Source organism: Erwinia sp. V90_4 (assembly GCF_029967685.1).
In the GTDB taxonomy this organism is placed as follows: domain Bacteria; phylum Pseudomonadota; class Gammaproteobacteria; order Enterobacterales; family Enterobacteriaceae; genus Erwinia; species Erwinia aphidicola.
Map to the genome: position 1 here is coordinate 23,560 of NZ_JASCAQ010000035.1, position 25,815 is coordinate 49,374.

Sequence of the window (25,815 nt, forward strand, 5' to 3'; positions counted from 1 at the left end):
GCTGAATTGGTGCAAGTTTAGTACCGGATTCACCGCGCTGGTGCATTCGTTTTGTGATGAAAATCATCTATTTAAATAGTCGGCTTAACTGGAGAAAAACCACCGTCATTACGGCACAAAATTTTTTTCACCCCGCTTTTACGCATTATTATTTTTTCCCAGGGCTGGCATACTTTCTGCATTGCTTAATACAAATGCAATATTACTCAGTACCAGAAAGCATTAGTTAGCAGGCTAAATAAGGAACACACCATGCTCAGTTTTAACCCGGATAAAATTGCACTTCCCGCAGGACATTTCATTAATGGTCAGCATATTCGCGGGCAGGGTGAGCAGCTGGCGGTCAAGCGTCCTTCCGATGGCCTGCTGGCGGGGGAGGTGTACCAGGCGGATGCGGCGCTGGTCGATGAAGCGGTCAGCGTGGCGGATAGCGCCGCACGCGCCAGCGGCTGGGCCAGCTGCCCGCCGCGCCAGCGCGCTGCAGTACTGACGCGCTGGGCGGACCTGATTGAGTCCGATCCGCTGCTGGCACAGCTGGAGTCGCTTGGCTCTACCCGCCCGATCTATGACGTGGTTAATCACGAGATCCCCTTTACTGCCGAAGCGATTCGCTTCTACGCCGAGTGTGCCGACAAATACAGCGGTGACGTGCTGCCGACGCGCGATGCCAGTCTCGGCATGCTGGTGCCGGAGCCTTACGGGGTGATCGGGGCGATTACGCCATGGAACTTCCCGCTGTCGATGGCCTCATGGAAATGCGGTCCGGCGCTGGCAGCAGGAAATGCCGTGGTGCTGAAACCTTCCGAGCTGACGCCGTTCTCCACCGTGCGCATGGCGGAGCTGGCGGTGCAGGCGGGCCTGCCAGCCGGGGTGCTTAATATTATCCAGGGCGGCGGGGCGGTTACCGGCAGCGCGCTGGTGGCGCATCCGCTGGTGCGCAAAGTCTCTTTTACCGGTTCAACCGCCACCGGCGCACGCATTATGAGTGACGCGGCGTTTAACGGCATGAAGCCGGTCACGCTGGAGCTGGGCGGCAAAAGCCCGCAGCTGGTGTTTGACGACTGCGGCGATATTGGCGAAGTGGCCGGGCGCATCCTGCGCGGCTTCACCGCCAACGGCGGCCAGGCCTGCGTGGCCGGAACCCGCCTGATTGTGCAGCGCGGCGTGCACGACGCGCTGATTAGCAAACTGATTGCGCTGTGCCAGGGCTTCCGCGCCGGAGTGACCTGGGACGAAAGCAGCCGCTATGCGCCGATGATTGACCAGCGCCAGGCGGCGAAGGTCGAATCGGTGGTCAGCAGCGCACGCCAGCAGGGTGCGGAAGTACTGGTGGGCGGGCAGCGCTTTGCAGATACCGGAGAGGGCTATTTCTGGCAGCCGACGCTGCTGGCGGGGGTGACCAACGATAACCCGGCGGTGCAGGAGGAGATCTTTGGTCCGGTGCTCACCGTGCAGATTTTCGATGAGGAAGCCGAAGGCCTGGCGCTGGCTTCCCACCCCACCTACGGCCTGTGCGCCGGGGTACACACCAAAAATATTGATCGTGCGCTGCGGGCGATGCGCGGCATTGCCGCTGGCACCGTGTGGATCAACCGTTATGGCCGCTCCGGCGACTTCATTATTCCGACCGGCGGCTTCCACGGCTCCGGCATCGGCAAAGATCTGGGCCGCCAGGCGTTCGAAGCCTGCCAGCGATACAAAAGCGTACTGATCGACTTCTAGTCACTGATTTCATCCATAAACCGAACTCTAAAGAGGTAGCGTAATGGCTGTGTTTAAACCGAAATACATCACCTTCGACTGTTACGGCACGCTGATCAACTTCGACATGGCCGGTGCCGCCGCCGCCGTGTTCGCCGATCGCGTCAGCCCGGACCGTATGGAGGCCTTCACCATCGACTTCTCTCACTACCGCATGGATGAAGTGCTGGGCGCATTTAAGCTCTATCCGCTGGTGGTGGCTAACGCGCTGTACCGCACCTGCAACAAATGGGGCGTGGAGTGTACTGACCAGGATTGTGCTGCAGTGATGACCGCCTGCGCAACCTGGGGGCCGCATCCCGACGTGCCGGCAGGCCTGGCCACTGTTGCCAAAGAATTTCCGCTGGTGCTGCTGACCAACTCCACCGATGAGCTGATCAAAAATCATGTGCCGCGCCTCGGCGCCCCGATCCACATGACGATCACCGCCGAAGAGGTCGGTGCCTATAAGCCGCAGATGAAGGGCTTCGAGTACATGCTCAACAAGCTGAACTGCGGGCCGGAAGAGATCCTGCACGTCTCCAGCAGCCTGCGTTATGACCTGATGACCGCCTATGACCTCGGCATCAAAAACAAAGTGTTTGTTAATCGCGGTCACGGCCCGGGCAACCCGGCCTACGAGTACACCGAGATTAAAGATATTGGCGGACTTCCTGGCGTAGTAGGGCTGTAAGCCTCAGAGGAGCAGAGCGATGAAACTGGAATCATTCTGGCAGGCAACGGCACCCGCATTCACCGGTGCAGCGACAGGCGACCTGCCTGCCACCGCCGATGTGGTGGTAATTGGCGGTGGTTTTACCGGCATCTCGGCGGCGCTGAACCTGGCGCGCAGCGGGGTGAACGTGGTGGTGCTGGAAGCGGGCGAGGTGATGAGCCAGGCATCCGGCCGCAACGGCGGCCACTGTAACACCGGGGTGGCGCAGAACTTTTCGGCACTGGTGGAGAGCCAGGGCGTGGAGCAGGCGACGCGCTACTACCGGGCGTTCGCCGATGCGGTCGATTACGTGCAGAGCGTGGTGGCTGACGAACAGATCGACTGCGACTTCCGCCGCTGCGGCAAGCTGAAGCTGGCCAGCAAGGCCTCACACCTGCCGTCGCTGGTGGCGGCGTGCGAGATGATGAAACGCCACGTCGACCCGGATGTTGAAATCCTCAGTGCCGACGATGTGAAGCGGGAAATCGACTCGCCCGCCTTCCACGGCGGGCTGTTACAGCGCCACGGTGGGCAGATGCACATGGGCAAATTCGGCGTGGGGCTGGCCGAAGCCGCTGCCCGCGCCGGCGCCGCCATCTATCCGCAGCGTGCCGTTACCGGCCTGACGCGCCTCAACGGCTACCGTCACCGCGTCAGCACCGCGCAGGGCGATATCGTCGCTGAAAAAGTGCTGATGGCCACCGGCTGCTCCAACATCGGTCCGTTTGACTGGTTCCAGCGCCGCATCATTCCGGTCGGCAGCTTTGTTACCGTCACCGCACCGCTGCCCGACTCTTTATTACAGCAGATCCTGCCGGGTGACCGTACCTACGTCACGTCGCTCAATCTGGGCAACTATATCCGCACCACCGCCGATCGGCGTCTGGTGTTTGGCGGACGGGCGCGCTTCGCCGTCAGCAGCCCGACCTCCGACGCCAAAAGCGGCGATGTGCTGAAAGCCGGCATGCAGAAAATGTTCCCGGCGTTGGGTGATGTACCGATTGATTACTGCTGGGGCGGGCTGGTGGATATGACTGCCGACCGCCTGCCGCACGCGGGTGAGCACGAAGGGGTGTTCTATTCGCTCGGCTACAGCGGGCACGGTACCCAGATGTCAGTGTGGATGGGCCGGGTCATGGCGGACCTGGTTGCAGAAAAAGCCAATAACAATCCCTGGCAGCGCAGCGCCTGGCCTGCGGTTCCCGGCTACTTTGGCAAACCGTGGTTCCTGCCTGTCGCGGGTCTCTACTATAAGGCGAAGGATCGCTTCTCTTAACGATTTCAACCATAACGATTTTGAGGGTGTGCAGATGAGTAAATTTCGCAAAGAATTTAGCCGCGTTAACCCGAATTTGACCCAGGCGATAACGGATGTTGCCATTTCACGACGCGGCATGATGAAGCTGCTGTCCGCCGGCGCGGTGATGAGTACCGGCCTGATCGGCTTCCCGGAGTTCAGCTTCGCGGCGGAAACCCCGGTAATGGGCGGCAAGCTGCGTGCGGCGGTGGCGAATGCCTCAGCCAGCGATACCCTCGACCCGGCCAAAGGCAGCAACAGCGGCGACTACTGCCGCCAGTTTATGTTCTACAGCGGCCTGACCGAGCTGGATAAAAACCTCAAGGCGCAGCCCGCGCTGGCGGAGTCATTTGACAGTACCGACGGTATCAACTGGCGCATCAAACTGCGCCCGGGCGTCACCTTCCACGACGGCAAAGCCCTGAGCGCCGCCGATGTGGTTTACTCGCTCAGCCGCCATAAAGATCCGGCGGTGGCCTCGACGGTGATCACCCTCGCCAGCCAGATGAAAGAGATTAAAGCGGTCAGCCCGACCGAGGTCTCGATCGTGCTGGAGCAGGCCAACGTTGACCTGCCGTCAATCCTCGCCACCAGCTCGTTCCTGATTGTGCAGGACGGCACCAAAGACTTCAGCAAAGCCATCGGCACCGGGCCGTTCGTCCTGAAGGCGTTCCAGCCGGGTGTGCGTACCCTGGGCGCGAAGAACAAAAATTACTGGAAGCCGGGCCTGCCGCACCTCGACGAAGTGGAGCTGATGGGCGTCACCGATCCGGCGGCGCGCGTCAATGCGCTGATGTCCGGCGACCTGCATATCGTCTCTACGCTCTCCGCTAACGATGTGAAACGCCTGAAGCAGAACGGGCAGTTCACCATCATGGAGAGCAAGTCCGGCATGTACAGCGACCTGATTATTCGCACCGATAAAGCGCCGGGCAGCAACCCAGATTTCGTGCTGGCAATGAAGTATCTGCAGCCGCGTGAAATGATCGTGAAAACCGTGCTGCAGGGCTTTGGTACCGTCGGTAACGATACCCCGGTTCCGCCGTGGCACCCGATGTTCAATAAGGATATCCCGCAGCGCCCGCTGGATCTCGACAAAGCGAAATTCCACCTGAAAAAAGCCAATATGGTCGGCGCGAAGGTGGAAGTGATCACCACGCCAAATATCGAAGGGGCGGTAGAAGGCGGCCAGCTGCTGCAGCAGATTGCCCGTAGTGCGGGTCTCAACGTTGCGGTGCGCCGCGTGCCGTATGACGGCTACTGGTCGGCGCACTGGATGAAAGATCCGGTCGGCTACGGCTCAATTAACCCGCGCCCGACGCTGGATATGCTGTTCTCGCAGTTTTACCAGTCCTCGGCGCCCTGGAACGAATCCGGCTGGAAAAACGCCCAGTTCGATCAGCTGCTGAGCGCCGCCCGCGGCGAAAGCGACCAGGCGAAGCGCAAGCAGATGTATGGCGACATGCAGCAGCTGGTGTACGACAACTGCGGCACCCTGATCCCGGCCTTTATCAGCACCATGGATGGCTGTAGCAATAAGGTGAAAGGGGTGGAGGCCTGGCCATCGGGCATGATGATGGGTTACCGCTTCCATGAGTTCGCGTGGCTGTCGGCTTAATCTCTACACACTGAGCAGGAGAACGGCGATGAACCGGTACATTCTCATACTGATACTCCGGCGAATAGGGTCGGGTTTACTTACGCTCTTTATCGTCTCAGCGCTGGTATTTTTCATTACCAGCATGCTGCCGGGCGATGCGGCGCAGATGATCCTTGGCCAGTCGGCGACCGCAGAAACGGTGGCGGCGCTGCGCCAGCAGCTCGGGCTCGACCAGCCGCTGCTGATGCGCTATTTCAGCTGGCTATTCGGAATGCTTCATGGTGATTTCGGTACATCGTTTGCCAGTAACCTGCCGGTGACCCAGCTGGTGGCGCAGCGTATTCCTGCCACCTTCCAGCTGGCGGCGACCACCACCCTGGTCTCGGTGCCGGTCGCGCTGATCATCGGCATCACTGCCGCAATGAAGCGCGGCTCGCTGCTGGACCGGGCGCTGGTGGTCAGCACCATGGCAGTGGTCGCGGTGCCGGAGTTCCTGGTGGCGACCGTGGCGGTGATCATCTTCGCCGTTAAGCTGCACTGGGTGCCGGCGATGTCGCTCGGCTCCACGCATCAGGATTTTCTCGGCTTCCTGCGCACCTTCGCGCTGCCGGTGATGACCCTGTGCTGCGTGGTGGTGGCGCAGATGGCGCGCATGACGCGTGCCGCGATCGTCAACCAGATGGACAGCCCGTACCTGGAGATGACGTTGCTGAAAGGTGTCTCCCCACTGCGTGCCATGCTGCGCCATGCGCTGCCCAACGCGGTCGGACCGATTGCTAACGCCATCTCCCTCAGCCTCTCCTACCTGTTTGGCGGGGTGATAATTATCGAAAGTATCTTCAGTTATCCGGGGCTGGCCAGCCAGATGGTTGATGCGGTGAGCAACCGCGACCTGCCGGTGGTGCAGCTGTGCGTGATGTTCTTCGCCGTCTGCTACCTGGTACTGCTGATGATTGCTGACGTCCTGACTATTGCATTCAATCCTAAGTGGAGGGGCTGATGAACACACTCACGCTGCCGTGGCGCTTTTTTCAATCTCTCTCCGTCAGCGGGCGTATTGGCCTGCTGATCACCCTGTTCTGGATCGTGATGGCGGTATTCGGCACCGCGCTGGCGCCGCACAATCTTGAGGATATCGGCGGCGGTCCGCTGTTCGGCGACTTCAGCCGCGAGTTCTGGTTCGGCACCGATTACCTCGGGCGCGACATCTTCAGCCGTATTCTGTTCGGCGCGCGCTACTCTATCGGCCTGGCGCTCAGTGCCGCGCTGCTGGCGAGCCTGGTTGGTACGCTGCTGGCGCTGCTGGCGGCGGTCGCCGGGCGCTGGCTGGAGGAGGTGCTGGGGCGCATCAACGACGCGATGCTGGTGCTACCGGGCAAAATTCTGGCGCTGATGATCGTTGCGGTGTTTGGCTCGTCGCTGCCGATGCTGATTATCACCGCGGTGTTTACCTACTGGCCGGGCGCCTACCGTATCGCCTATGCCATGGCCTCGAACCTGCGTTCAATGGATTACGTGCAGGCCTCGCGCCTGCGCGGTGAAAGCCGCCTGTACGTTGCTATCCACGACATCCTGCCGAATATGCTGCACCCGATGCTCACCGACTTCGGCCTGCGTTTCGTCTATATCGTGCTGCTGCTCAGCGGCCTGAGCTTCCTTGGCCTTGGGGTTCAGCCGCCTTATGCCGACTGGGGCACGCTGGTACGTGAAAACTTGCAGGGGCTGTTTGACGGCTCCCCGGCGGTGCTGATGCCGGCGGTGGCGATTGCCAGCCTGACTATCGGCGCCAACCTGTTTATCGACAGCTTACAGTCAATGCGTTCATTAATCGTAGTCGCTAAGGGGGTTGCATGAATATTACGCCACACGCCTCCACCCCGATGGTGTCGGTCGAGAACCTGCGCGTCACCGCCAGCGCTGACGACGGCCATGAGTTAAGCCTGGTTTCCGATATTCGTTTCACCGTGCAGAAGGGCGAAGTGCTGGCGCTGATCGGTGAGTCCGGCTCTGGCAAAACCACCATTGCGCTGGCGCTGATGGGCTATGCCCGCCACGGCTGCAAGATTGCGGGCGGCACCGTGCACGTGGCCGGAACCGATGTCACCTCATTAACCCCCGCGCAGCTGTGCCAGTTTCGCGGCAACAAGGTAGCCTACATCGCCCAGAGTGCCGCGGCCTCGTTTAACCCGGCGATGAAGATCATGGACCAGGTGGTCGAGCCGGTGGTGATCCACGGGGTGATGAGCCGCGCCGCTGCTGAAACCAAAGCGATTGAGCTGTTCCGCGAACTGGCGCTGCCCAACCCGGAAACCATCGGTGACCGCTATCCGCATCAGGTCTCCGGCGGGCAGCTACAGCGCCTGATGACGGCGATGGCGCTGATTAGCGACCCGGAGGTGGTGATCCTCGATGAACCGACCACCGCGCTCGACGTGACAACCCAGGTGGAGGTGCTGAAGGCCTTCCGCCGCGTGGTGCGCCAGCGTGGCACCACCGCCATTTACGTCAGCCACGACCTGGCGGTAGTGGCGCAGATGGCGGATAAAATCCTGGTGCTGCTAAAGGGCAATATCGCCGAATACGGCACCACAGAGCAGCTGCTGCGCGCCCCGGTGGCGGAGTACAGCCATCTGCTGCTGGAGGCGGCGAAGCAGAAAACGCGCCCCAGCCCGTGGCAGGAGCAGGATGAGAACGTGCAGCCGCTGCTGCAGGTGCGCGACCTCAGCGCCGGGTACGGCCCGCTCGACGGCGAAGGGCAGCCGAAGATTAAGATCCTCGAAGAGATTAACTTCAAGCTCTATCGCGGCCAGGCGATTGGCATTATCGGCGAGTCCGGCTCCGGCAAAACCACGCTGGCGCACGCGATAGCCGGAATGAACAAGCCGAGCGGCGGCCATATTCTGTTTAACGGCCACTATATTGCCGGGGATATGCACCAGCGCCCGGAAAACGAGCTGCGCCGCATTCAGTACGTGTTCCAGATGGCGGATACCGCGCTCAACCCGGCGCACACTATCGAGACCATTCTCAAGCGCCCGCTGAAGCTGTTCCACGGGCTGCGCGGTGCAGCGCTGGAGCGGCGGATGTTCCAGCTACTCGACCTGGTACGCCTGCCGCGCAACGTGCTGTGGCGCAAGCCGTGGTCGCTGTCCGGTGGGCAGAAGCAGCGCGTCAATCTGGCGCGCGCGCTGGCCGCCGAGCCGGACCTGATCCTCTGTGATGAGGTGACCTCGGCGCTGGATACCGTGGTAGCGGCGGCGGTGCTGGATCTGATTACCGAGCTGCGCCGCGAGCTGGGCCTGTCGGTGCTGTTTATCAGCCACGACCTGCACGCGGTGCGCTCGGTGTGCGACGAAATTATCGTGGTAAAAAATGGCCGCATGGTCACCCAGGTGGCGCGCGCCGATTACGACAAGCCGTCAAGCGAGCTGTACTATGAGCGCCTGAAGCGCGCGGTACCGGAGCTGCGCCAGGGCTGGCTCGACGAGCACCAGGAGAGCGATATCGCGTTGTAGACCCGGAGCGGGTCAGGCGTGCCTGACCCCTACGCCACACTCTGTAGGGGCGAGGCATGCCTCGCCCGCAATAAAAAAATTTTCAGGTAAGGAACAACATGCCAGCACCGATTCGATACGTACAGGACAGCCCGCATTTCCCACCGGCAGCGGATGTGGTGGTGATTGGTGCCGGGATCGCCGGGGCGGCTGCGGCCTATGAACTGGCAAAAAAAGGCGTCAGCGTGGTGCTGATTGAAAAGGGCCTGGTCGGCGGTGAGCAGTCGAGCCGCAACTGGGGCTGGTGCCGCCAGCAGAACCGCGACGAGCGCGAACTGCCGCTGATCAAGTACGCCCTGCAGCGCTGGGCCGAACTGGGCGAAGAGACCGGCGAAGAGCTGGGCTTCCGCCGCAGCGGGCTGGTGTACGCCACCCAAAACCAGGCTGACATCAACGCCTGGGAAGCGTGGAACACCATGGCGAAAGGCTATGATTTTCACAGCGAAATCCTCACCGCCGCGCGCGCTAAAGAGATGACGCCGGGCAGCTCCAGCCGCTGGCTGGGCGGGGTGTCATCGCCAACCGATGGTCATGCCGAACCCTCACTGGCGGCACCGGGCCTGGCGATAGCGGCGCAGCGCCTTGGCGGGCGGGTGTTTCAGCAGTGCGCGGTGCGCGGTCTGGATATCACTAACGGTAAGGTCAGCGGCGTGGTGACCGAACGCGGCCTGATCAAAACCAGCAGCGTGATCTGCGCGGGCGGGGCGTGGACATCTATGTTCTGCCGTCGTCACGGTATCGATCTGCCGCTTGGCAACGTGATCGGCACCGCTTTTCGCACCGCGCCGATTGAACAAAAAATTGCCCTGCCGCTATATACGCCGGGCTTTGCCTGCCGCCCGCAGCTCGACGGCAGTTATACCGTCTCTGTTTCCGGCCGTGGCCGCCTTGAGCCTGGCGCGCAGGGGCTGCGTTACGCCCGCCAGTTCTACCCGACCTTTAAGGCGCGGCGTAAAAACCTGACGATTAACCTCGGCATTAGCCCGTTTATCCGCGGCCCGGAAGCGCTGGCGCGCTGGCAGCTGGATGGCGTGTCGCCGTTCGAGAAAGTCCGCATCCTCGACCCGCATCCCGATATGGCGATGGTGGAGGAGGGGCTGGCGGCGATGCGCAGCGAGTTCCCGTCGATGGCGGGCGTGCGCCTTGAGCAGGCGTGGGGCGGGATGATCGACAGCACGCCGGACGCGGTGCCGGTGATCTCCCCCGTCGGCAAGCTACCGGGCCTGATTATTTCGGCGGGTTACAGCGCGCACGGCTTTGGCATCGGTCCCGGTGCCGGGCGCCTTGCCGCCGATCTCGCCACCCACGATACCCCGATTGTTGATGCGAAGCCGTTCCGCTATGAACGCCTGATTGACGGTTCCGGCCTTGATGCGCCGGGCATGATGTAAGGAACAGTGATGACTCTTGAAATCAAAGCAATGAACGAAACCCATCTGGATGCGGCTTATGCGCTTACCCAGCAGCTTAAGTGGCCGCACCGGCGCGCGGACTGGCAGCAGGCGCTGTTGCTAGGGGAAGGGCTGGCGGCGGAAGAGCACGGGACGCTGGTCGGTACCCTCCTGTTCTGGCGCTGGGGCAAGGATTACGCCACCCTTGGCCTGGTGATTGTCGATGATGCACAGCAGGGGCGCGGCATTGGCAAACAGCTGATGCAGGCGGCGCTGGCCAGGCTTGAAGGCAGCAACGTGCGCCTGCACGCCACCGCCGCCGGGCAGCCGCTGTATGAAAAACTCGGATTTGTCGCTACCGGCCACGTTGAGCAGCACCAGTGCCGCGAACTGGCTCCGGTAGCGGCCATCGCCTGCGGGCCGCAGCAGCGGATGCGCAGCGCGGGCCTCCAGGATGCCGCGCTGCTGACCGCGCTCGACCGCCAGGCGCACGGCCAGCAGCGCCCGCTGTTGATCACTCATCTGCTTGAGCGCGCCGAACGCTTCCTGGTGCTGGAGGAGAACGGTACCGCTGCCGGGTTCGCCAGCCTGCGCCGCTTCGGTCACGGCTATGCCATCGGGCCGATTGTGGCGCGCAATCTCGCCAACGCTAAACTGCTGGTCAGCGAGCTGCTAAGCGGCGTAGCGGGGCAGTTTGTGCGCATTGATAGCGACCGTTCGGCCGGGCTTGGCCCGTGGCTGAATACGCTGGGGCTGGTAGAAGTGGATGCGCCAACCACCATGGTCAAAGGGCAACCCTGGCAGCCGGAGAGCGGTGGCATGCAGGCATTCGGGCTAATGAGCCAGGCGATGGCCTGATGAATATTGTCTACAAATCAGAGCCCGAGCGCGGGCAGAAGTGGGCCGCGCTGGTGGCGGAAATGGCCCCGGCGGCCAGCTTCCGGCTGTGGCCGGAGTTTGGCAACCCGCATGAGGTGGAGTACCTGGTCGCGTGGGTGCCGCCGGACAATATCATGCAGCAGTTTCCCAACCTGAAGGTGCTGTTTTCCGTCGGGGCGGGCGCAGACCAGTTCGATTACGCCAGCCTGCCGCCGCAGCTGCCGGTGGTGCGCATGATCGAGCCGGGCCTGACCAGCGGCATGGTGGAGTATGTGACCTTTGCCGTACTAGGCCTGCATCGCGATATGCCGCGCTATCTGCAACAGCAGCGCGCGGGCATCTGGCAGACGCACCCGGTACAGACCGCCGGCAAGCGGCGCGTTGGCGTGATGGGCCTCGGCGCGCTGGGCGAGGCGGTGCTGAAACCGCTGGTGGCGCTCGGGTTTGACTGCGCAGGCTGGAGCCGCACCCCACGCGATCTGCCCGGCGTGCAGTGCTTTGCCGGTAACCAGCGGCTGGCTGAGTTTCTTGCGCGTAGCGATATCCTGATCTGCCTGCTGCCGCTCACCGCCAGCACCGAAGGGATGCTCAATGCCGACCTTTTCAGTCAGCTGCCGCCCGGCGCGGCGCTGGTGCAGGTCGGGCGCGGGGCGCAGCTCAATCATGACGACTTAGTGGCTGCCCTCGACCGTCAGCAGCTGAGCGCGGCGGTGGTTGATGTTACCGCCCCGGAACCGCTGCCCGCCGGGCACGCCTTCTGGCAGCATCCGGCCATCTGGCTGACGCCGCACATTGCCAGCCAGACCCAGCCGGAGAGCGCGGTAAAAGCGCTGCTGGACAATATTCGCCGCTATGAACGCGGTGAATCCATGGTCGGCGTGGTCGACCGCGAACAGGGATATTGAGATGGATATTGCGGCATTAGTGGCGCTGCGGCGCGATCTGCACCAGCACCCGGAGCTGGGCTATCAGGAGCACCGCACCAGCGGGCTGGTGGCGGAATTCCTGGCCCGGCTGGGGCTGGAAGTCTATCAGGGCATCGGTAAAACCGGTGTAGTCGGGGTGCTGAAGCGCGGCACCAGCCCGCGTGCCGTCGGCCTGCGCGCCGATATGGATGCGCTGCCGATGGCCGATAACGGCACCCAGCCGTGGAAAAGCCAGCAGCCGAACGTCTGCCACGCCTGCGGCCATGACGGCCACACGGTGATGCTGCTCGGCGCGGCGCAGGCGCTCGCCGCCGATGCGCAGTTCGACGGCACGGTGAATTTCATCTTCCAACCGGCAGAAGAGGGGCTGGCAGGCGCGCAGGCGATGATCGACGACGGCCTGTTCGAGCGCTTCCCCTGCGATGAGGTTTACGCCATTCACAACTGGCCGCAGCTGCCGCTCGGCGTGGTGCAGACGCGCCCGGGGCCTATCATGGGCGCGGGCGATGCGTTTTCTATCCGCGTTGAGGGCGGCGGCGGGCATGCCGCGCAGCCGCAGTTGACGCCGGACACGCTGCTGGCGACCAGCGAGCTGGTGGTGGCCCTGCACACCATCGTCAGCCGCGATCTCGACCCGTGCGACCCGGCGGTGCTGACGGTCACGCGCATCAACGGCGGCTTCTCGCACAATATGATCCCGGCGCAGGCCACGCTGAGCGGCACGGTGCGCAGCTTTGACAGCGCCGTGCAGGACCGCATTGAGCAGCGCATGCGCGAGCTGGCGCAGCACGTCACCGCCGCCCACGGCCTGACGGCTGCGGTGCAATATGACCGTTACTATCCGGCAACCATTAACGGCGCTGAACAGGCGGCCACCGCATTACGTGCGGCGGCACGTGCCGGGCTGGCGCACGCCGAGGCGCCTAAACCGGCGCTGACCTCGGAAGATTTCTCGTTTATGTTGCAGGCAAAACCCGGTGCCTATCTGTGGCTGGGCAGTGCCGACAGCCGCCCGCTGCACCACTCCGAATATGATTTTAACGATGCGCTGATCCCGTTCGGCATCCGCTGGTATTGCGCGCTGGTGCAGGAAACGCTCGGACCAGAAATTTAACCGAAAGATTAGCCCGAATTACGAAAGTTAATGCTGCTGCCGCTCCCGGAACGGCAGCTTAATGGTCCGGCTTATTGCGATACTTGGCAGATGCCCGCTGGGGCAATTCATCATTTTCACGTCAATGAGGCATACAATGCATAATTTACTGGCTGAGCAGCAGACATTTTCTGATAACGCCCTGTTACTGGACGCCCGTGCCGAAAACGTGCCGCGCGGCGTGGTCACCGCGCACCCGATTGTGATTGCCAAAGGCAAAGGTTCCGAAGTGTGGGATGTGGAAGGTAATCGCTATTTAGATTTCGTTGGCGGCATCGGCGTATTAAACGTCGGCCACAGCCATCCGGCAGTGATTAATGCCGTCACCCGGCAGCTGCAGTTGGTTTCCCACGCCTGTTTCCAGGTGGCAGCGTACCCGGGCTATATTGAGCTGGCAAAACGCCTGAATAAGCTGATTGGCGGCGGTGAAGAGTTCAAAAGCGTGTTCTTTACCAGCGGCGCGGAAGCGGTAGAGAACGCGGTGAAGATTGCCCGTGCGCACACCAATCGCCCCGGCATTATTGCCTTTGACGGTGCATTCCACGGCCGTACCTTATTGGGGGTGACCTTAACCGGCATGAGCCAGCCGTATAAGCAGAACTTCGGCCCGTTCCCCGGCGATATCTACCGCGTGCCGTTCCCGAACGCGTTCCACGGCGTTTCCGAAGCGGACTGCTTAAAAGCGCTGGATACCCTGTTTGCGGTGCAGATCCTGCCGGAGCGCGTAGCGGCAATAATCATCGAGCCGGTGCAGGGCGATGGCGGCTTCCTGCCGGCTTCCCCGGCGTTTATGCAGGCGCTGCGTGAGATCACCACCCGCCACGGCATTCTGCTGATCTGTGACGAAGTGCAGACCGGCTTTGGCCGTACCGGCAAGATGTTTGGCTTCCAGCACACCGGGATGGTGCCGGACCTGGTGACCGTGGCGAAAAGCCTCGGCGGCGGGCTGCCGATCTCCGGTGTGGTGGGTAAAGCGGCAATTATGGATGCGCCAACCCCTGGCGGCCTCGGCGGCACCTACGGCGGTAACGCGCTGGGCTGCGCGGCTGCGCTGGCGGTGCTCGATCTGTTTGAGCACGACAACCTGCTGGAGCGTGCGAACCAGCTCGGCGAGCAGATGAGTGCGCGCCTGCAGCAGCTGGCGGATAAATATGCCTGCATCGGCGAGGTGCGCGGCATTGGCTTTATGCAGGCGGTGGAGATCATCGACTTCGAAAGCAAGCAGCCCGATGCGGCGCTGACGCAGAAGATCCTCGACTGCGCCTGCCAGGAGGGGCTGCTGCTGATCAAGTGTGGCCTGCAGCGTAATACCGTGCGCTTCCTTGCCCCGCTGGTGACCAGCGACTCACAGCTGGAAGAGGCGCTGCATATCTTTGATATCGCTCTGGCACGCGCCACCGGACGCCTGGGTTGACCACTCTTCCTCATTGATATTATTGCTTTTATTGATAATTACGCCCGGATAGCACGCGATGTTAAATCACTGGCGTACCAGTGATTAAGCGTGCTATACCATCTGGGTGACGTGAACCAATGAGGGGTTTTATGAACGGCTTAATGAAACTGGACCGTATCGACATCAACATTCTGGTACAGCTACAGAAAGATGGCCGTATCAGCAATGTCAATCTTGCCGACGCCGTCGGGCTTTCGCCCAGCCCCTGCCTGCAACGCGTGAAGCGTCTGGAAACTGCGGGCTTTATCACCGGTTATGAAGCGCATATTAATCTGACTAAAATCACCGATTCAGTCACGGTGTTCACCGAAGTGACGCTCTCCGGTCACCGACGCGAGGATTTCCTCAAGTTCGAAAATGCGATCCGCGAAGTGGACGAGCTGATGGAGTGCCATCTGATCACCGGCGGCTACGACTATCTGCTGCGCTTTATCACCCGCAGTATTGAGCACTATCAGGAAGTTATTGAAGGGCTGCTGGATGCCAAGGTCGGCATCGACAAGTACTTCAGCTATATCGTGATCAAGTCACCGATTATGAAAAGCAGCGTGCCGCTACGCTCGCTGATCGCTCGCCATACGCAGGTTGAATTTTAACAGCGGGTCGGGCATGCCCGACCTCTGCTATTGATCCCCTCAACGAGTGCAGGGGCGGGGCTTGCCGTGCCTGTTGATGCCCTGACAAAGGTTTTTTAGCTCACCACGTTGACCGAATATGATCATCCCCCCTCTGTAAATCGGATAAATCGCCATAACCTACGTCATTTTATGTTAATCAAACTTATGACGTTGGTGAACTCTGCTCTTTTCTTATTTTTCTAAAATATAATTTTATTTATCATCATTTTTTGAGATAAGTTGTCTGTGTGAAATTAGGCGTATTTAATGTTAATTTCTAAACATACTCCGGCAGAAATTCGAGAGTAAAAGTTTGTGTTTATTTAAATGGAGTTAATATGATTGATTTTTCGGTATCGCCATATACTGAAACTTTCTGGAATGAATTCTTAATCAATCCGAAATCCTGTGAGTATAATTTAGTCGTCGATCAGGCGATAAATGGGCCATTAGATATCGCACGTCTGGAAAATGCGATTGCAAAGTTAGTCGAAGAAAATATTCTGTTTAGTCACGTGCTGAGTGATAGCGGCGACCAACTCCGTTGGGTGCCGGGTAATAAAAGCATCATACTTGAGCAGCTTGACCCGTCGTGCGATCTGTCCGCGCGAGTAAAGGCCCCCTTTGACCTGCGTAGTGGCCCACTCTGCCGCTTCTTGCTGGTAAGGCACGATGCGCATCACCATGATTTGATTGTCATCCTGCATCATACCCTCCTCGATGGCCTTTCGGGGCAGGAGTTTATTGACGCGTTATCTCACTATTATAATCACCGGGGCCAACAGCCGTTCGGCCGCAAAAACAGAGAAACCATCGATGAACAGAATGCCCGTTTCAGGCAAGAGATATCACGCCTGCGCACTGAATTTAATTCAGTGGATTTTTGGCAAGAGATGCTGGCGGGTTGTCAAAAAGTTAATGATATTCCAAAAATCCATCAGAACACCCTACCAGGTCAGATACACTCGTCTGAGGTCCGTTTTCACATCTCTTATACTCAGTGGGATAGTCTGAAATCCGGTGTGAAATACGCGAGCCATTTCCTGATTTTTAAAACATTATGGGCTACTCTTCTTGCCAGAATGTCAGAGGACAAATCGGTCTGTATTGGCTATCCGGTGTCTATTGATGGCGGCAGTGAGATGTATTACGGCGCTCAGGTGAATATGGGGATTTTTCCTCTGAGCCTCTCTGCTGAGTCGACGTTTCGTGATATATATCAGCTAAGCATCAATTATATCCGAAAAATTAAAGCGTCGGGAAAATTGCGCCATACTCAGCTGCCGATTTATGAAGTTATCAGACAGACTGGCATTCAACATTTGAATGTTAACTTTTCCCAGGCTTATCTCAAGGATGCGCCTTTCTCGTTGGAAGGTTGCCAGCTCAGCATCAACAATCGATTTAATATTGATCTATCCGGTTCAGAGCTGCTTCTGGAGTATCAACCCGCTGATGATGGCTTCGATTTTCGCTTGAGATATCGCACAGATCTGTTCGATGAGCGTCAGATGATTGAGATGTCGGAACAGTATTGCGAACTGCTGGACGCGGCTTTGCAGCAGCCGGACAGGCCGCTGTCCGATTTCCCTTTGATCACGGCCCAGCAGGAATCACGACTGCGCGACCAGTGGAGCAGCCAGCCCGAAGTGGTCATACAGCGCTCTACCACACTGCTATCCGGTTTTGAGCAGCATGCCAGCCGCCATCCAGAGCGGATTGCCCTGCGCGACGAACAGGGCTGCCTTAGCTATGGCGAACTGTCACAGCGGGTTGACCGTCTGGCCAGCCAGCTGCACACCGCCTTCCGGCAGCTGACGGGGGAGCCGATGCTGTTGGAGACCCTGATCCCGCTGTTTATTGAGCGAACCAACGATGCGGTCATCGGTATGCTGGCGATCATGAAAGCAGGGGGAGCCTATGTGCCGCTTGACCCTCACACCCCGCAGCAGCGGCTGAGCTGGATCCTGCAGGATGTGGCTAGCCCAATCATCCTGACACAAACCAGCCTGCAGGACCGTGCTCGCACAGGGGCAGAAAACATACACTGCCTGCTGATAGATGCGCTGGCGCCGTGCAACGACGATGAGCCAGTGGTACACCTGCCGCGGATTGATAACCGACAGCTGGCTTATGTCATCTACACTTCCGGCACCACCGGGCGCCCCAAAGGGACCCTCTGTGAGCACCGTGGGGCGATCAATACCATTCTCGGCCACACCCGCCGCATTCTTGCGGATGAGCGCGGCGTGCTGAATTGCCTGCAGTTTGCCACCCTGGCCTTTGACGCGCATGTCTATGAAGTCTTTATCGCTTTGCATAACGGGCACAGCCTGCACATCGCCAGCGAACAGCAGCGCAAAGATTTACAGCAGCTGACGCAGCAAATGGCTGCCTGGCAGATTCATTTCTGCTTCCTGCCACCGGCCCTGCTCAGTACCTGCCCGGCGTTCCCTGAATCTGTGCGCTACATCGGTATGGGCGGCGAGTCGGTGGCGGAGGAGGTACTGAACCACTATCTGGCGCAGGGAATGCGCGTCTCAAATCTCTATGGGCCCACGGAAGCCTCGGTCAGCGTGAGTGTGAACCTCTATCAGCATAATGGCGCGCGTAATATTGGCTGCAGCATAGACAATATGCGCTGCTATGTCGTCGACGAACGGGGGCACATACTGCCGACTGGCGTGGTTGGCGATCTTTGCCTGTCGGGGATTGGGCTGGCCCGCGGATATCTCAACCTACCGGAGCTGACGGCGAGCACCTTTACGGACAATCTGCTGGAGGAGGGTGAAAATTATCAACGTTTTTACCGTTCCGGCGATAAGGCGCGCCGCCTGCCTGACGGCAGTATGGAGTATTGCGGGCGTCAAGATCAGCAGGTAAAAATTCACGGTCATCGCATTGAACTGGGTGAGATCGAAAGTGTGATGCGCGCTATCCCGGGAGTGCAGGGGGCGGTCGCGGCCGTGCAGAGCGAACCTGTGCTCCAGCTGCGAGCCTGGTACGTGTTGTCGCCAGGCAGTACTCTCACGGCAGAGAAGATCATACAGGTGCTTAAACTTCAGCTGCCGCTGTATATGATTCCTGGCGCAATGAGGGCGATTGCGGCGATCCCGCTGACGCTCAACAGCAAAGTGGACTATAAGGCGCTGCCCGAACCGCAGAGCGTTGACAGCTGTACTCACTATCGGGCGCCTGCCAATGCGCTGGAAAGCCAGCTTCTGGCACTGCTTAATCAGCTATTGAAATGCCAGGCGGGCACTGACGATCACTTCTTCGCTCTCGGAGGCGACTCCATTCTGGCGATCAGATACTGCCATGAGATTTACAAGCGGACTGGCCTGCATGTGTCGCCCTTAACCCTGAGTGAGTATCCTACCGTTGCCACGCTGAGCCATCAGCTGGCATTGAGCAACGAAACGGTGCCACAGGTCACTATTCCAGCCATGGGACGTGACAGAGGACCGCTCTCTTTCCAGCAGTCTCAGCTCTGGTTTATGGCGCAGCTGTCTGCACAGGCGACACATTATCTGACGCCGCTGATGCTCCAGCTTGACCCGACAATTGACTGCGAACGGCTGGCTATCAGCCTGCAGGCGCTGGTTGCGCGACATCAGGTATTACGCAGCCTGATAGTGCAGGATGAGCAGGGCGAAGCGAGCCAGCAAGTTACCCAACAGACTCTGACAGTGGCGCAGAAACATCTGCCAACGGAAGACCATGTTACAGCCAGCGTCGAGCAGGCACTGCAGCAACCCTTTGATCTGAAACGTGAGATTCCGATACGGGCCACGATTTATCATTATCAGGATGTGTCGGGCACTGCACGTATCGCCTGCCTGCTGGTATTTCATCATATTGCCTTTGATGGCTGGTCGCTGAATGTGGTGATGCGGGAGCTCGACGATTTATATCAGCACTTCGGTAAGACAGCGTCAGCGGATCCCGTCGTGCCTGAACGGCAATATCTGGATTACGCCCTGTGGCAGCAGCAGCAGGCGAATCAGCAAAGCGCTTTGGACTTCTGGCTTCGGGCGCTTGACGGGCTTCAGCCACTTGATATCCCGATGGATTTTTCCCGGCCAGCCTTCGCCGATGTGCGGGGTGATAATGTTGAAGTGCTGCTGCCGGCGGCGCTTATTGAGGCGTTACGTGCGTTGGCCCGCAGGCAGGGCGTGACGCTGCATGCCGTGACCCTGGCCGGTTTTGTGCTGCTGTTATCCCGTTATACCGGGCAGGACGACGTGGTGGTGGGTTCGCCGCTGGCTAATCGCGGACAGGCGGAGCTGGAAAATCTTATCGGCTTTTTTGTCAATACCCTGCCGCTGCGCCACCAGCTGGACAATCAACTTTCTGTCGCTGAATTTATCCGTCAGGTGGCGGACAACACCCGTCAGGTGCAGCAGCATCAGGATATGTCCCTGAAGCAGCTGGTGGACCATCTTGCCATTGCGCGTGACTTTTCCCATCATCCGCTGTTTCAGGTGATGTTCAGCCTGGAAAGCGAGGAGCACTCTGACGCTGTGCCGCAGTGGCTGTCGTTGGTGGATCTGAGTGAGAAAGAGAGAACGGCGAAATTTGATCTGACTCTGACGCTCAAGCCTTGCCAGGAGGGGATGCGTGCGCGCTTCAACTTTGCCAGTGCACTCTTCAGAAAATCAACGATTTCCCGGCTCGCCCACTACTATCTGCAGATGCTGCAACAGCTGATAGAGCATGAGGAACGGCCGCTAGCGGCAGCCGGGTTGGGGGCGGGTATCGCCCTCTCGCCGCCGAAAGCAGCATTTGACTATCACTTTGAACGTCCGCTACATCAGGACTTTATTCGTCATGCCCAGCAAAACCCGCAGGCAGCAGCGCTGTTCGATGATCGGGGCGAGATGAGCTACGGTGAGCTGTATCAGGCCGCACAAATGTTGGCGACCCAGTTACGATTACAGGGGGAAGTGACTGGAGAAGCTGTCGCTATCCTTGCGGATAAGGGGCGACAGCAGCCTGTTGCGATACTCGCGGTGCTGATGTGTGGTAAAGCCTTTTTGCCAATGGATAAGGCCTGGCCGCTGCAGCGCAGACTGGCGGTCATGGCGCAGGCCGGGATTAACACCGTTTTGAGCAGCGAAGCGTGGGCCAGTGAAGCCGTCAAGGTCATTCTGCTGGACCGCAGGGGGCTGGCATCGGAACTGCCGCTGGCAGAGCAGCTACTGCCGCCGGTGGAGGTGGCCGCGAATGACCTGGCCTATATTATTTTCACTTCCGGCTCTGGCGGTACGCCGAAAGGGGTCGCGATTGAACATCGTAGCGCGGTGAATACCCTGGAAGGGGTACAGCGTCGTTTCAGCATTGATAAGCACGATCGCAGCCTGGCGCTCAGCGCAATGAGTTTTGACCTTGCCATTTGGGACATTTTTGCCCCGCTTTCCGTCGGTGGCGCCGTAGTGATGCCTGCCGAACAACATCGCGCCAGCCCGCAGGCGTGGTATCAGCTGATGATGTCGCATCGGGTGACCCTCTGGCTCAGTGCTCCGGCCTTGCTGGAGCTGTTGCTGGATTACGTTATTAATGCCGGATCCCTCGATCGCCCACGTCCGGCGTTGCGGCTGGTCATGGTGGGAGGGGACTGGATTGCCACATCCTTACCCGAGCGCTGTCGCCAGTGGGCACCTGACTGCCAGTTCTGCAGTGCAGGCGGCGCGACAGAAGCCGCCATTTTCTCAATTCTGTACGAAGTTCCACCTGAAAAGGTGCTGACGGTCAGTATCCCGTATGGTCGGGCGCTGCCCCATGAACAATTTTACGTCCTGGATCGCTGGCTGCGGCCCGTGCCCGAAGGGGTTAAAGGCGAGCTCTTTATTGCCGGAGAGGGATTAGCGCGCGGTTACTATCAGGATGAAGAGCGAACCAACGCCAGTTTCTTCTGGCATCACCAGCTGCAGCAGCGCGTGTATCGCACTGGCGATTACGGGCGTTTCCTCAGCGACGGCAATATCGAATTCATGGGGCGCATTGACCAGCAAGTCAAAATCAATGGCTACCGGGTTGAACTGGGTGAAATTGAAAACGTGGTGCTGGCTTATCCGCGAATAACGGGCTGTTGCGTGATATTGACTTCCGCTCCCCAAAGGGTTCTGGTCGCCTATATCACTGCCAGTGAAGAGATTGATATTGTCTTATTGCTTCAGCAGTTACGCGCCCAGCTGCCGCAGTACATGGTGCCAAAAACCCTTATGCAGCTTGAGCAGATCCCCCTGACGCTGAATGGCAAAGTCGCGCGCGATTTACTGCCGCCAGCAGTGCCTCAGGCGCAGGCGTTTGTGGAGGCAGCGAGTCATGAAGAGACGATTTGTTGCGATATCTGGCGCGAATTGCTTAACGTGGAGCCAATCGGCGTAGAGGACAACTTCTTTGCGCTGGGGGGCAATTCCCTGCTGGCTATCCAGGCCAGCTACCAGCTTAGCCGACGGCTGAAAAAGCAGGTTACGCTGAGCGAAATAGGGCAGTACCCCACGATCAGATCGCTGTGCGCTTACCTGGCGCAGAGTGGGCCGCAGACAGCGGGTATTTCTATCCCGGCCCAGCAACGCGACCGCTGGCCGCTCTCTTACTCACAGATGCAGCTGTGGTTTATTGAAAATCTTAACGGTGGCAGCAATCTGTACCATGTTCCGATGCTGTTCCGGCTGGCGCCAGGCACAGATATTGACGCCTGTTGCCACAGTTTGCAGGCGATTGTTGCCCGTCATGAAGTGCTGCGCAGCGTGATCCATCAGCAGCAGGCGCAGCTAGCCGAGTCAGTGCGAACTGATGCAGCGCTCGAGGTGGCTCGCATGATGCTGGCTGCGGGTGAGTGGCCGCGGCAGCTGCAGCAGGATATCGACCGTCCATTTAATCTCAGCACAGAAATTCCGACCCGCGCCACGATTTACCAGGTGTATGAGGGGAATACGCTGGACGTTTACTGCCTGGTTGTTATCCATCACCTGGCTTTCGATGGCTGGTCGCAGGCGTTGTTTATCCGCGAGCTGGCCGAGCTGTATCCCGCTTGCTGTTTGGGCAGCACGCTGCCGTTGTCCGCACCCGCGTTACAGTATGGTGACTATGCCTGCTGGCAGCGAGAGTATCTTGACTCCGGGCGGGCGCAGGCGCTGAAAAACTTTTGGCGGGATAAGCTGCACAACTGGCAACCTCTTGAGCTGCCGCTCGACTACCCCCGCCCGGCAAAGGTTGATCATCGGGGGGCCAATTATTGCATCAGGTTACCAACAGAACTGGGTGCTCAATGTGAGCATTTTGTTCAGCAGCATGGCGTAACGCCATTCGCGCTGTTTCTCGCCAGTTTTAACCTGCTGCTGAGCTACTTCAGCGGTCAGCAGGATATTTTGGTCGGTACGCCTGTCGCTAACCGCCCGACGGAGGAGGTGCATAATGTTATCGGCTTCTTTGTTAATACCTTGCCGCTACGCTCGCAGATCGATGATGACATCACGCTTGCCGCGTACATACAGGGTGTGTTCGACCAGGTGATGGAAATTCAGCAGTATCAGGGCCTGCCTCTGGACCAGCTGATCGATATGATGAAGGTGCCGCGCGACCTGGCTTCTCACCCTTTGTTCCAGGTGATGTTCCTGTTGGAAGATGAGGAAGTTAATCCGTCATTCCCTGACTGGCTTATGCCACAAAGCCTGAACAAAAATTATCAGGTAGCCAAGTTTGATATGACCTTGAGCGTACAGAAAAAAACGGAGGGGACGCAGCTGATATTTAACTACGCCACGGCGTTGTTCAGTGCTGAAACCATAGAATACCTGGCGCGTTACTATCTGCGCATCCTGCAACAGCTGGTGAATCATAGCCGCCTGCACATTAAAGAGATGCATCTGATCGACTCAGCCGACGTGTTGCGTCAGCGAGCAGAGTGGCAGTCCAGCCTGCCGCAGTATGACTTTGAGCGTGCCATTCATCATGACTTTATCCAGCATGCCCGGCGGCAGCCGCAGAGGGTGGCGCTGATAGACAGCGACGGGGCACTGAGCTACGGCGAACTGTATCAGGCGGCGCTGCATCTCTCTCTGCAACTACGGCAGTTTACCGATATGGAGGCGGAGACTATTGCAGTGATGGTGGATAAAGGGCGCGCGCAGATTATTGCCGTAATGGCTATCCTGATGGCCGGCCGGGCGTATCTGCCGCTTGATGGATCCTGGCCGGAGCGCAGACGGCGCGCCATCATCAGCCAGTCACAATCACGGATCATTATTAGCAGTGCCGCCTGGCAGTCCACCGACAATGCTCGCCTGCTGGCGATAGATAGTCACGGCTGCGTCGCGGAACTTCCGCAGCCGCAGCCGGGCGAACCGGTATTCGCGGCGTCGGGTGAACTGGCGTATGTCATCTTCACTTCCGGTTCTACTGGGGCACCCAAAGGGGTGGCAGTTGAGCATCGCGGCGCTGTGAACAGTATTGTTGATACGCTGCGGCAGCTGAGCATTGGCCCGCACGATCGAGGGCTGGCGCTGAGCGCGTTGAGCTTTGATATTTCTGCATTTGATATCTTTGGCATTCTGTCGGCTGGTGCAACGATGGTGATACCGTCGGAAGCCCAGCGTTATCAGCCAGATGCCTGGCATCGCCTGATGATTGAGCACGACGTGACGTTCTGGAACTCTGCCCCGTCAGTGATGACATTACTGGTTGAGTATCTTGAGTCCGGCGTGCAGCCCGGCGCCAGCTGGCCCGCCTTGCGCAATGTGGTGCTGGTGGGGGAAGTGATCTCCCGACAGCTTCCCGCGCGTATTCGCCAGTGGCAGCCGCACTGTCGTATTAGCAGTACGGGGGGGGCCACCGAGAGTTCTATATGGTCGATCATCTATGAGATTCCTGACGGATTGATACTTGCTCCCAGCGTGCCTTACGGCAAAGCGATGGCGCACCAGCGCTTTTACGTGCTTGACCGCCATATGCGTATCCTACCGCCTTGTCTGCCGGGTGAGCAGTATATCGGTGGGGCAGGCGTGGCTCGTGAATATTACCGTAATCGCACCCTTACCGATGAGCGTTTTATCTGGCATCCGGTGCTGGGGGAGAGGCTTTACCGTACCGGGGATGCCGGGCGTTATCTGCCTGATGGCAACCTTGAATTTTTAGGCCGTATGGATTTTCAGGTGAAGCTGAATGGCTATCGCGTTGAGCTGGGGGAAGTCGAAGACTGCGCGATGGCATTCAGTCCCATCAAGTCCTGCTGCGCGATTGTCAGAAATGACGACAGCCAGCAACGGCTGGTCCTTTACTACGTCTGTGAGGAGCCGCTGGTGGAAGTTGAGCTGCTGGAATTCATGAGTCAGCAACTGCCGCTATATATGATCCCGACCGCGTTGGTAAGGCTGGATGCGTTGCCGCTTAGCTCCAGCGGTAAGCTGGATCGCAAAGCACTGCCTGCCCCGGCCAGCAGTAGCGAAACTGATTATGTTGCCCCGAAAAATGCGCTGGAGGCGCAGCTGTGTGCGCTGTGGCAGGAAACGCTGCACTGCGAACGCATCGGTATGACCGATGATTTTTTCCGCGCCGGGGGAACGTCAATTATCGCGATCTCTTTGTGCATCAGGCTTGCTGAAATTTTGGGGTCACCGGTCCCGGTGGTGAAACTGTTCCAGTGCCGTACCCTGAAAAATCTGTTAGCCAGCCAGCACAACAGCCTGGTGATAGCGCTCAACACCCCTACGCCCGATGCATCTGCGTTATGGATGATCCATCCGGCACTGGTTGGCGCTGAAGCGTTTTATCCGTTTGCGCAGGCCTTCCAGGGCCGCATAAACTGCTTCGGTATCGACAACTACAATCTTTATCATCGGCCGCCGATTGATTCTCTGCCCACGCTTGCCGCTCGCTATCTTGATGAGATGACGGCACACGGGCTGTTAAGCGGAAGTTCGCCAGTACAGATTGTCGGATGGTCGTTGGGGGGACTGATCGCGTTGGAGGTTGCCGCGCTGCTGGAAGCAAGGGGCGTCGGCCAGGTGTCACTGTATCTGCTCGACAGTTTCTATCAGCAAGCCGTGGAAGAACAGCCATCATCCGATCTGCTGTCTGCCCTGGGCATTACTGCGGAGGCGGCACAGCGGGCAATGGCCATTGCAGGAACGGAACAGCGGCTTGCACAAGGTGTTATTTCGCGCAGGCTGATGACCACACGCGTGACATTGTTCAAAGCGACCCAGCCCAACCCACAGCTGCCGGATGACGTAATGCGAGAGCTTCTGGCAGTGCAGGATAATGGATTGCAGCAAGTTTGCGAAGATTTGACGGTGATCCCGCTGGCGTGCCACCACCATAATATTCTGCAATGTGCAGAGGAGATTGGCGAAGTGATTATCCGTAATAAAGAGGGCATAGCGTTGGATAAGGCCACAGAGTTGTTGCAACGGGCCGACCGGTAACAGGTCGACCCGACAACGAACCCCTCAACTCTCGTCAGGGCGAGGTCTGCCTCGCCC

The 25,815-nt window shown here is 59.1% G+C and carries 14 protein-coding genes; all 14 read left to right on the forward strand.

Annotated features, from left to right (window positions below):
* Positions 1 to 252 precede the first annotated feature (252 nt).
* The 14 genes from QLG07_RS04690 (at position 253) to QLG07_RS04755 (ending at position 25,758) form a co-directional block, all read left to right on the forward strand.
* Positions 253 to 1,722, forward strand: coding sequence for an aldehyde dehydrogenase family protein (locus QLG07_RS04690; RefSeq protein ID WP_282468608.1), 1,470 nt, complete (start codon positions 253 to 255; stop codon positions 1,720 to 1,722).
* A gap of 43 nt (positions 1,723 to 1,765) precedes the next feature.
* Entirely contained in the window at positions 1,766 to 2,434 is a 669-nt protein-coding gene (locus QLG07_RS04695) for a haloacid dehalogenase type II (protein WP_282468609.1), read from the forward strand.
* Positions 2,435 to 2,453: 19 nt separating this feature from the next.
* Positions 2,454 to 3,731 carry an FAD-binding oxidoreductase gene (locus QLG07_RS04700; protein ID WP_048915652.1) on the forward strand — a complete coding sequence of 426 codons (1,278 nt, stop codon included), beginning with the start codon at positions 2,454 to 2,456 and terminating at the stop codon, positions 3,729 to 3,731.
* A 34-nt stretch (positions 3,732 to 3,765) separates the two neighbouring features.
* Complete coding sequence (locus tag QLG07_RS04705; protein ID WP_191150151.1) at positions 3,766 to 5,370, forward strand: ABC transporter substrate-binding protein; 1,605 nt, start codon at positions 3,766 to 3,768, stop codon at positions 5,368 to 5,370.
* A 28-nt stretch (positions 5,371 to 5,398) separates the two neighbouring features.
* Positions 5,399 to 6,352: an ABC transporter permease gene (locus tag QLG07_RS04710; RefSeq protein ID WP_282468610.1), complete on the forward strand. Its 954-nt coding sequence runs from the start codon at positions 5,399 to 5,401 to the stop codon at positions 6,350 to 6,352.
* Entirely contained in the window at positions 6,352 to 7,206 is an 855-nt protein-coding gene (locus QLG07_RS04715) for an ABC transporter permease (RefSeq protein ID WP_282468611.1), read from the forward strand. Before QLG07_RS04710 ends, QLG07_RS04715 begins: the two co-directional genes overlap by 1 nt.
* Complete coding sequence (locus QLG07_RS04720) at positions 7,203 to 8,867, forward strand: ABC transporter ATP-binding protein (protein WP_187497258.1); 1,665 nt, start codon at positions 7,203 to 7,205, stop codon at positions 8,865 to 8,867. The genes QLG07_RS04715 and QLG07_RS04720 overlap by 4 nt, the downstream gene beginning before the upstream one ends.
* A gap of 98 nt (positions 8,868 to 8,965) precedes the next feature.
* Entirely contained in the window at positions 8,966 to 10,297 is a 1,332-nt protein-coding gene (locus QLG07_RS04725; RefSeq protein WP_282468612.1) for an FAD-binding oxidoreductase, read from the forward strand.
* Positions 10,298 to 10,306: 9 nt separating this feature from the next.
* Complete coding sequence (locus QLG07_RS04730) at positions 10,307 to 11,155, forward strand: GNAT family N-acetyltransferase (protein WP_048915658.1); 849 nt, start codon at positions 10,307 to 10,309, stop codon at positions 11,153 to 11,155.
* Positions 11,155 to 12,081, forward strand: coding sequence for a glyoxylate/hydroxypyruvate reductase A (locus tag QLG07_RS04735; RefSeq protein WP_133623375.1), 927 nt, complete (start codon positions 11,155 to 11,157; stop codon positions 12,079 to 12,081). Before QLG07_RS04730 ends, QLG07_RS04735 begins: the two co-directional genes overlap by 1 nt.
* A 7-nt stretch (positions 12,082 to 12,088) precedes the next feature.
* Positions 12,089 to 13,216: a M20 aminoacylase family protein gene (locus QLG07_RS04740; protein ID WP_253539569.1), complete on the forward strand. Its 1,128-nt coding sequence runs from the start codon at positions 12,089 to 12,091 to the stop codon at positions 13,214 to 13,216.
* Between the two features lie 136 nt (positions 13,217 to 13,352).
* On the forward strand, positions 13,353 to 14,669 hold the full coding sequence (gene gabT, locus QLG07_RS04745; RefSeq protein WP_099754917.1) for a 4-aminobutyrate--2-oxoglutarate transaminase: 1,317 nt from the start codon (positions 13,353 to 13,355) through the stop codon (positions 14,667 to 14,669).
* 131 nt (positions 14,670 to 14,800) lie between these two features.
* Positions 14,801 to 15,307, forward strand: coding sequence for an Lrp/AsnC family transcriptional regulator (locus tag QLG07_RS04750; protein WP_048915662.1), 507 nt, complete (start codon positions 14,801 to 14,803; stop codon positions 15,305 to 15,307).
* A gap of 359 nt (positions 15,308 to 15,666) precedes the next feature.
* Positions 15,667 to 25,758, forward strand: a complete 10,092-nt coding sequence (locus tag QLG07_RS04755) for a non-ribosomal peptide synthetase (protein ID WP_282468613.1) — start codon at positions 15,667 to 15,669, stop codon at positions 25,756 to 25,758.
* Positions 25,759 to 25,815 lie beyond the last annotated feature (57 nt).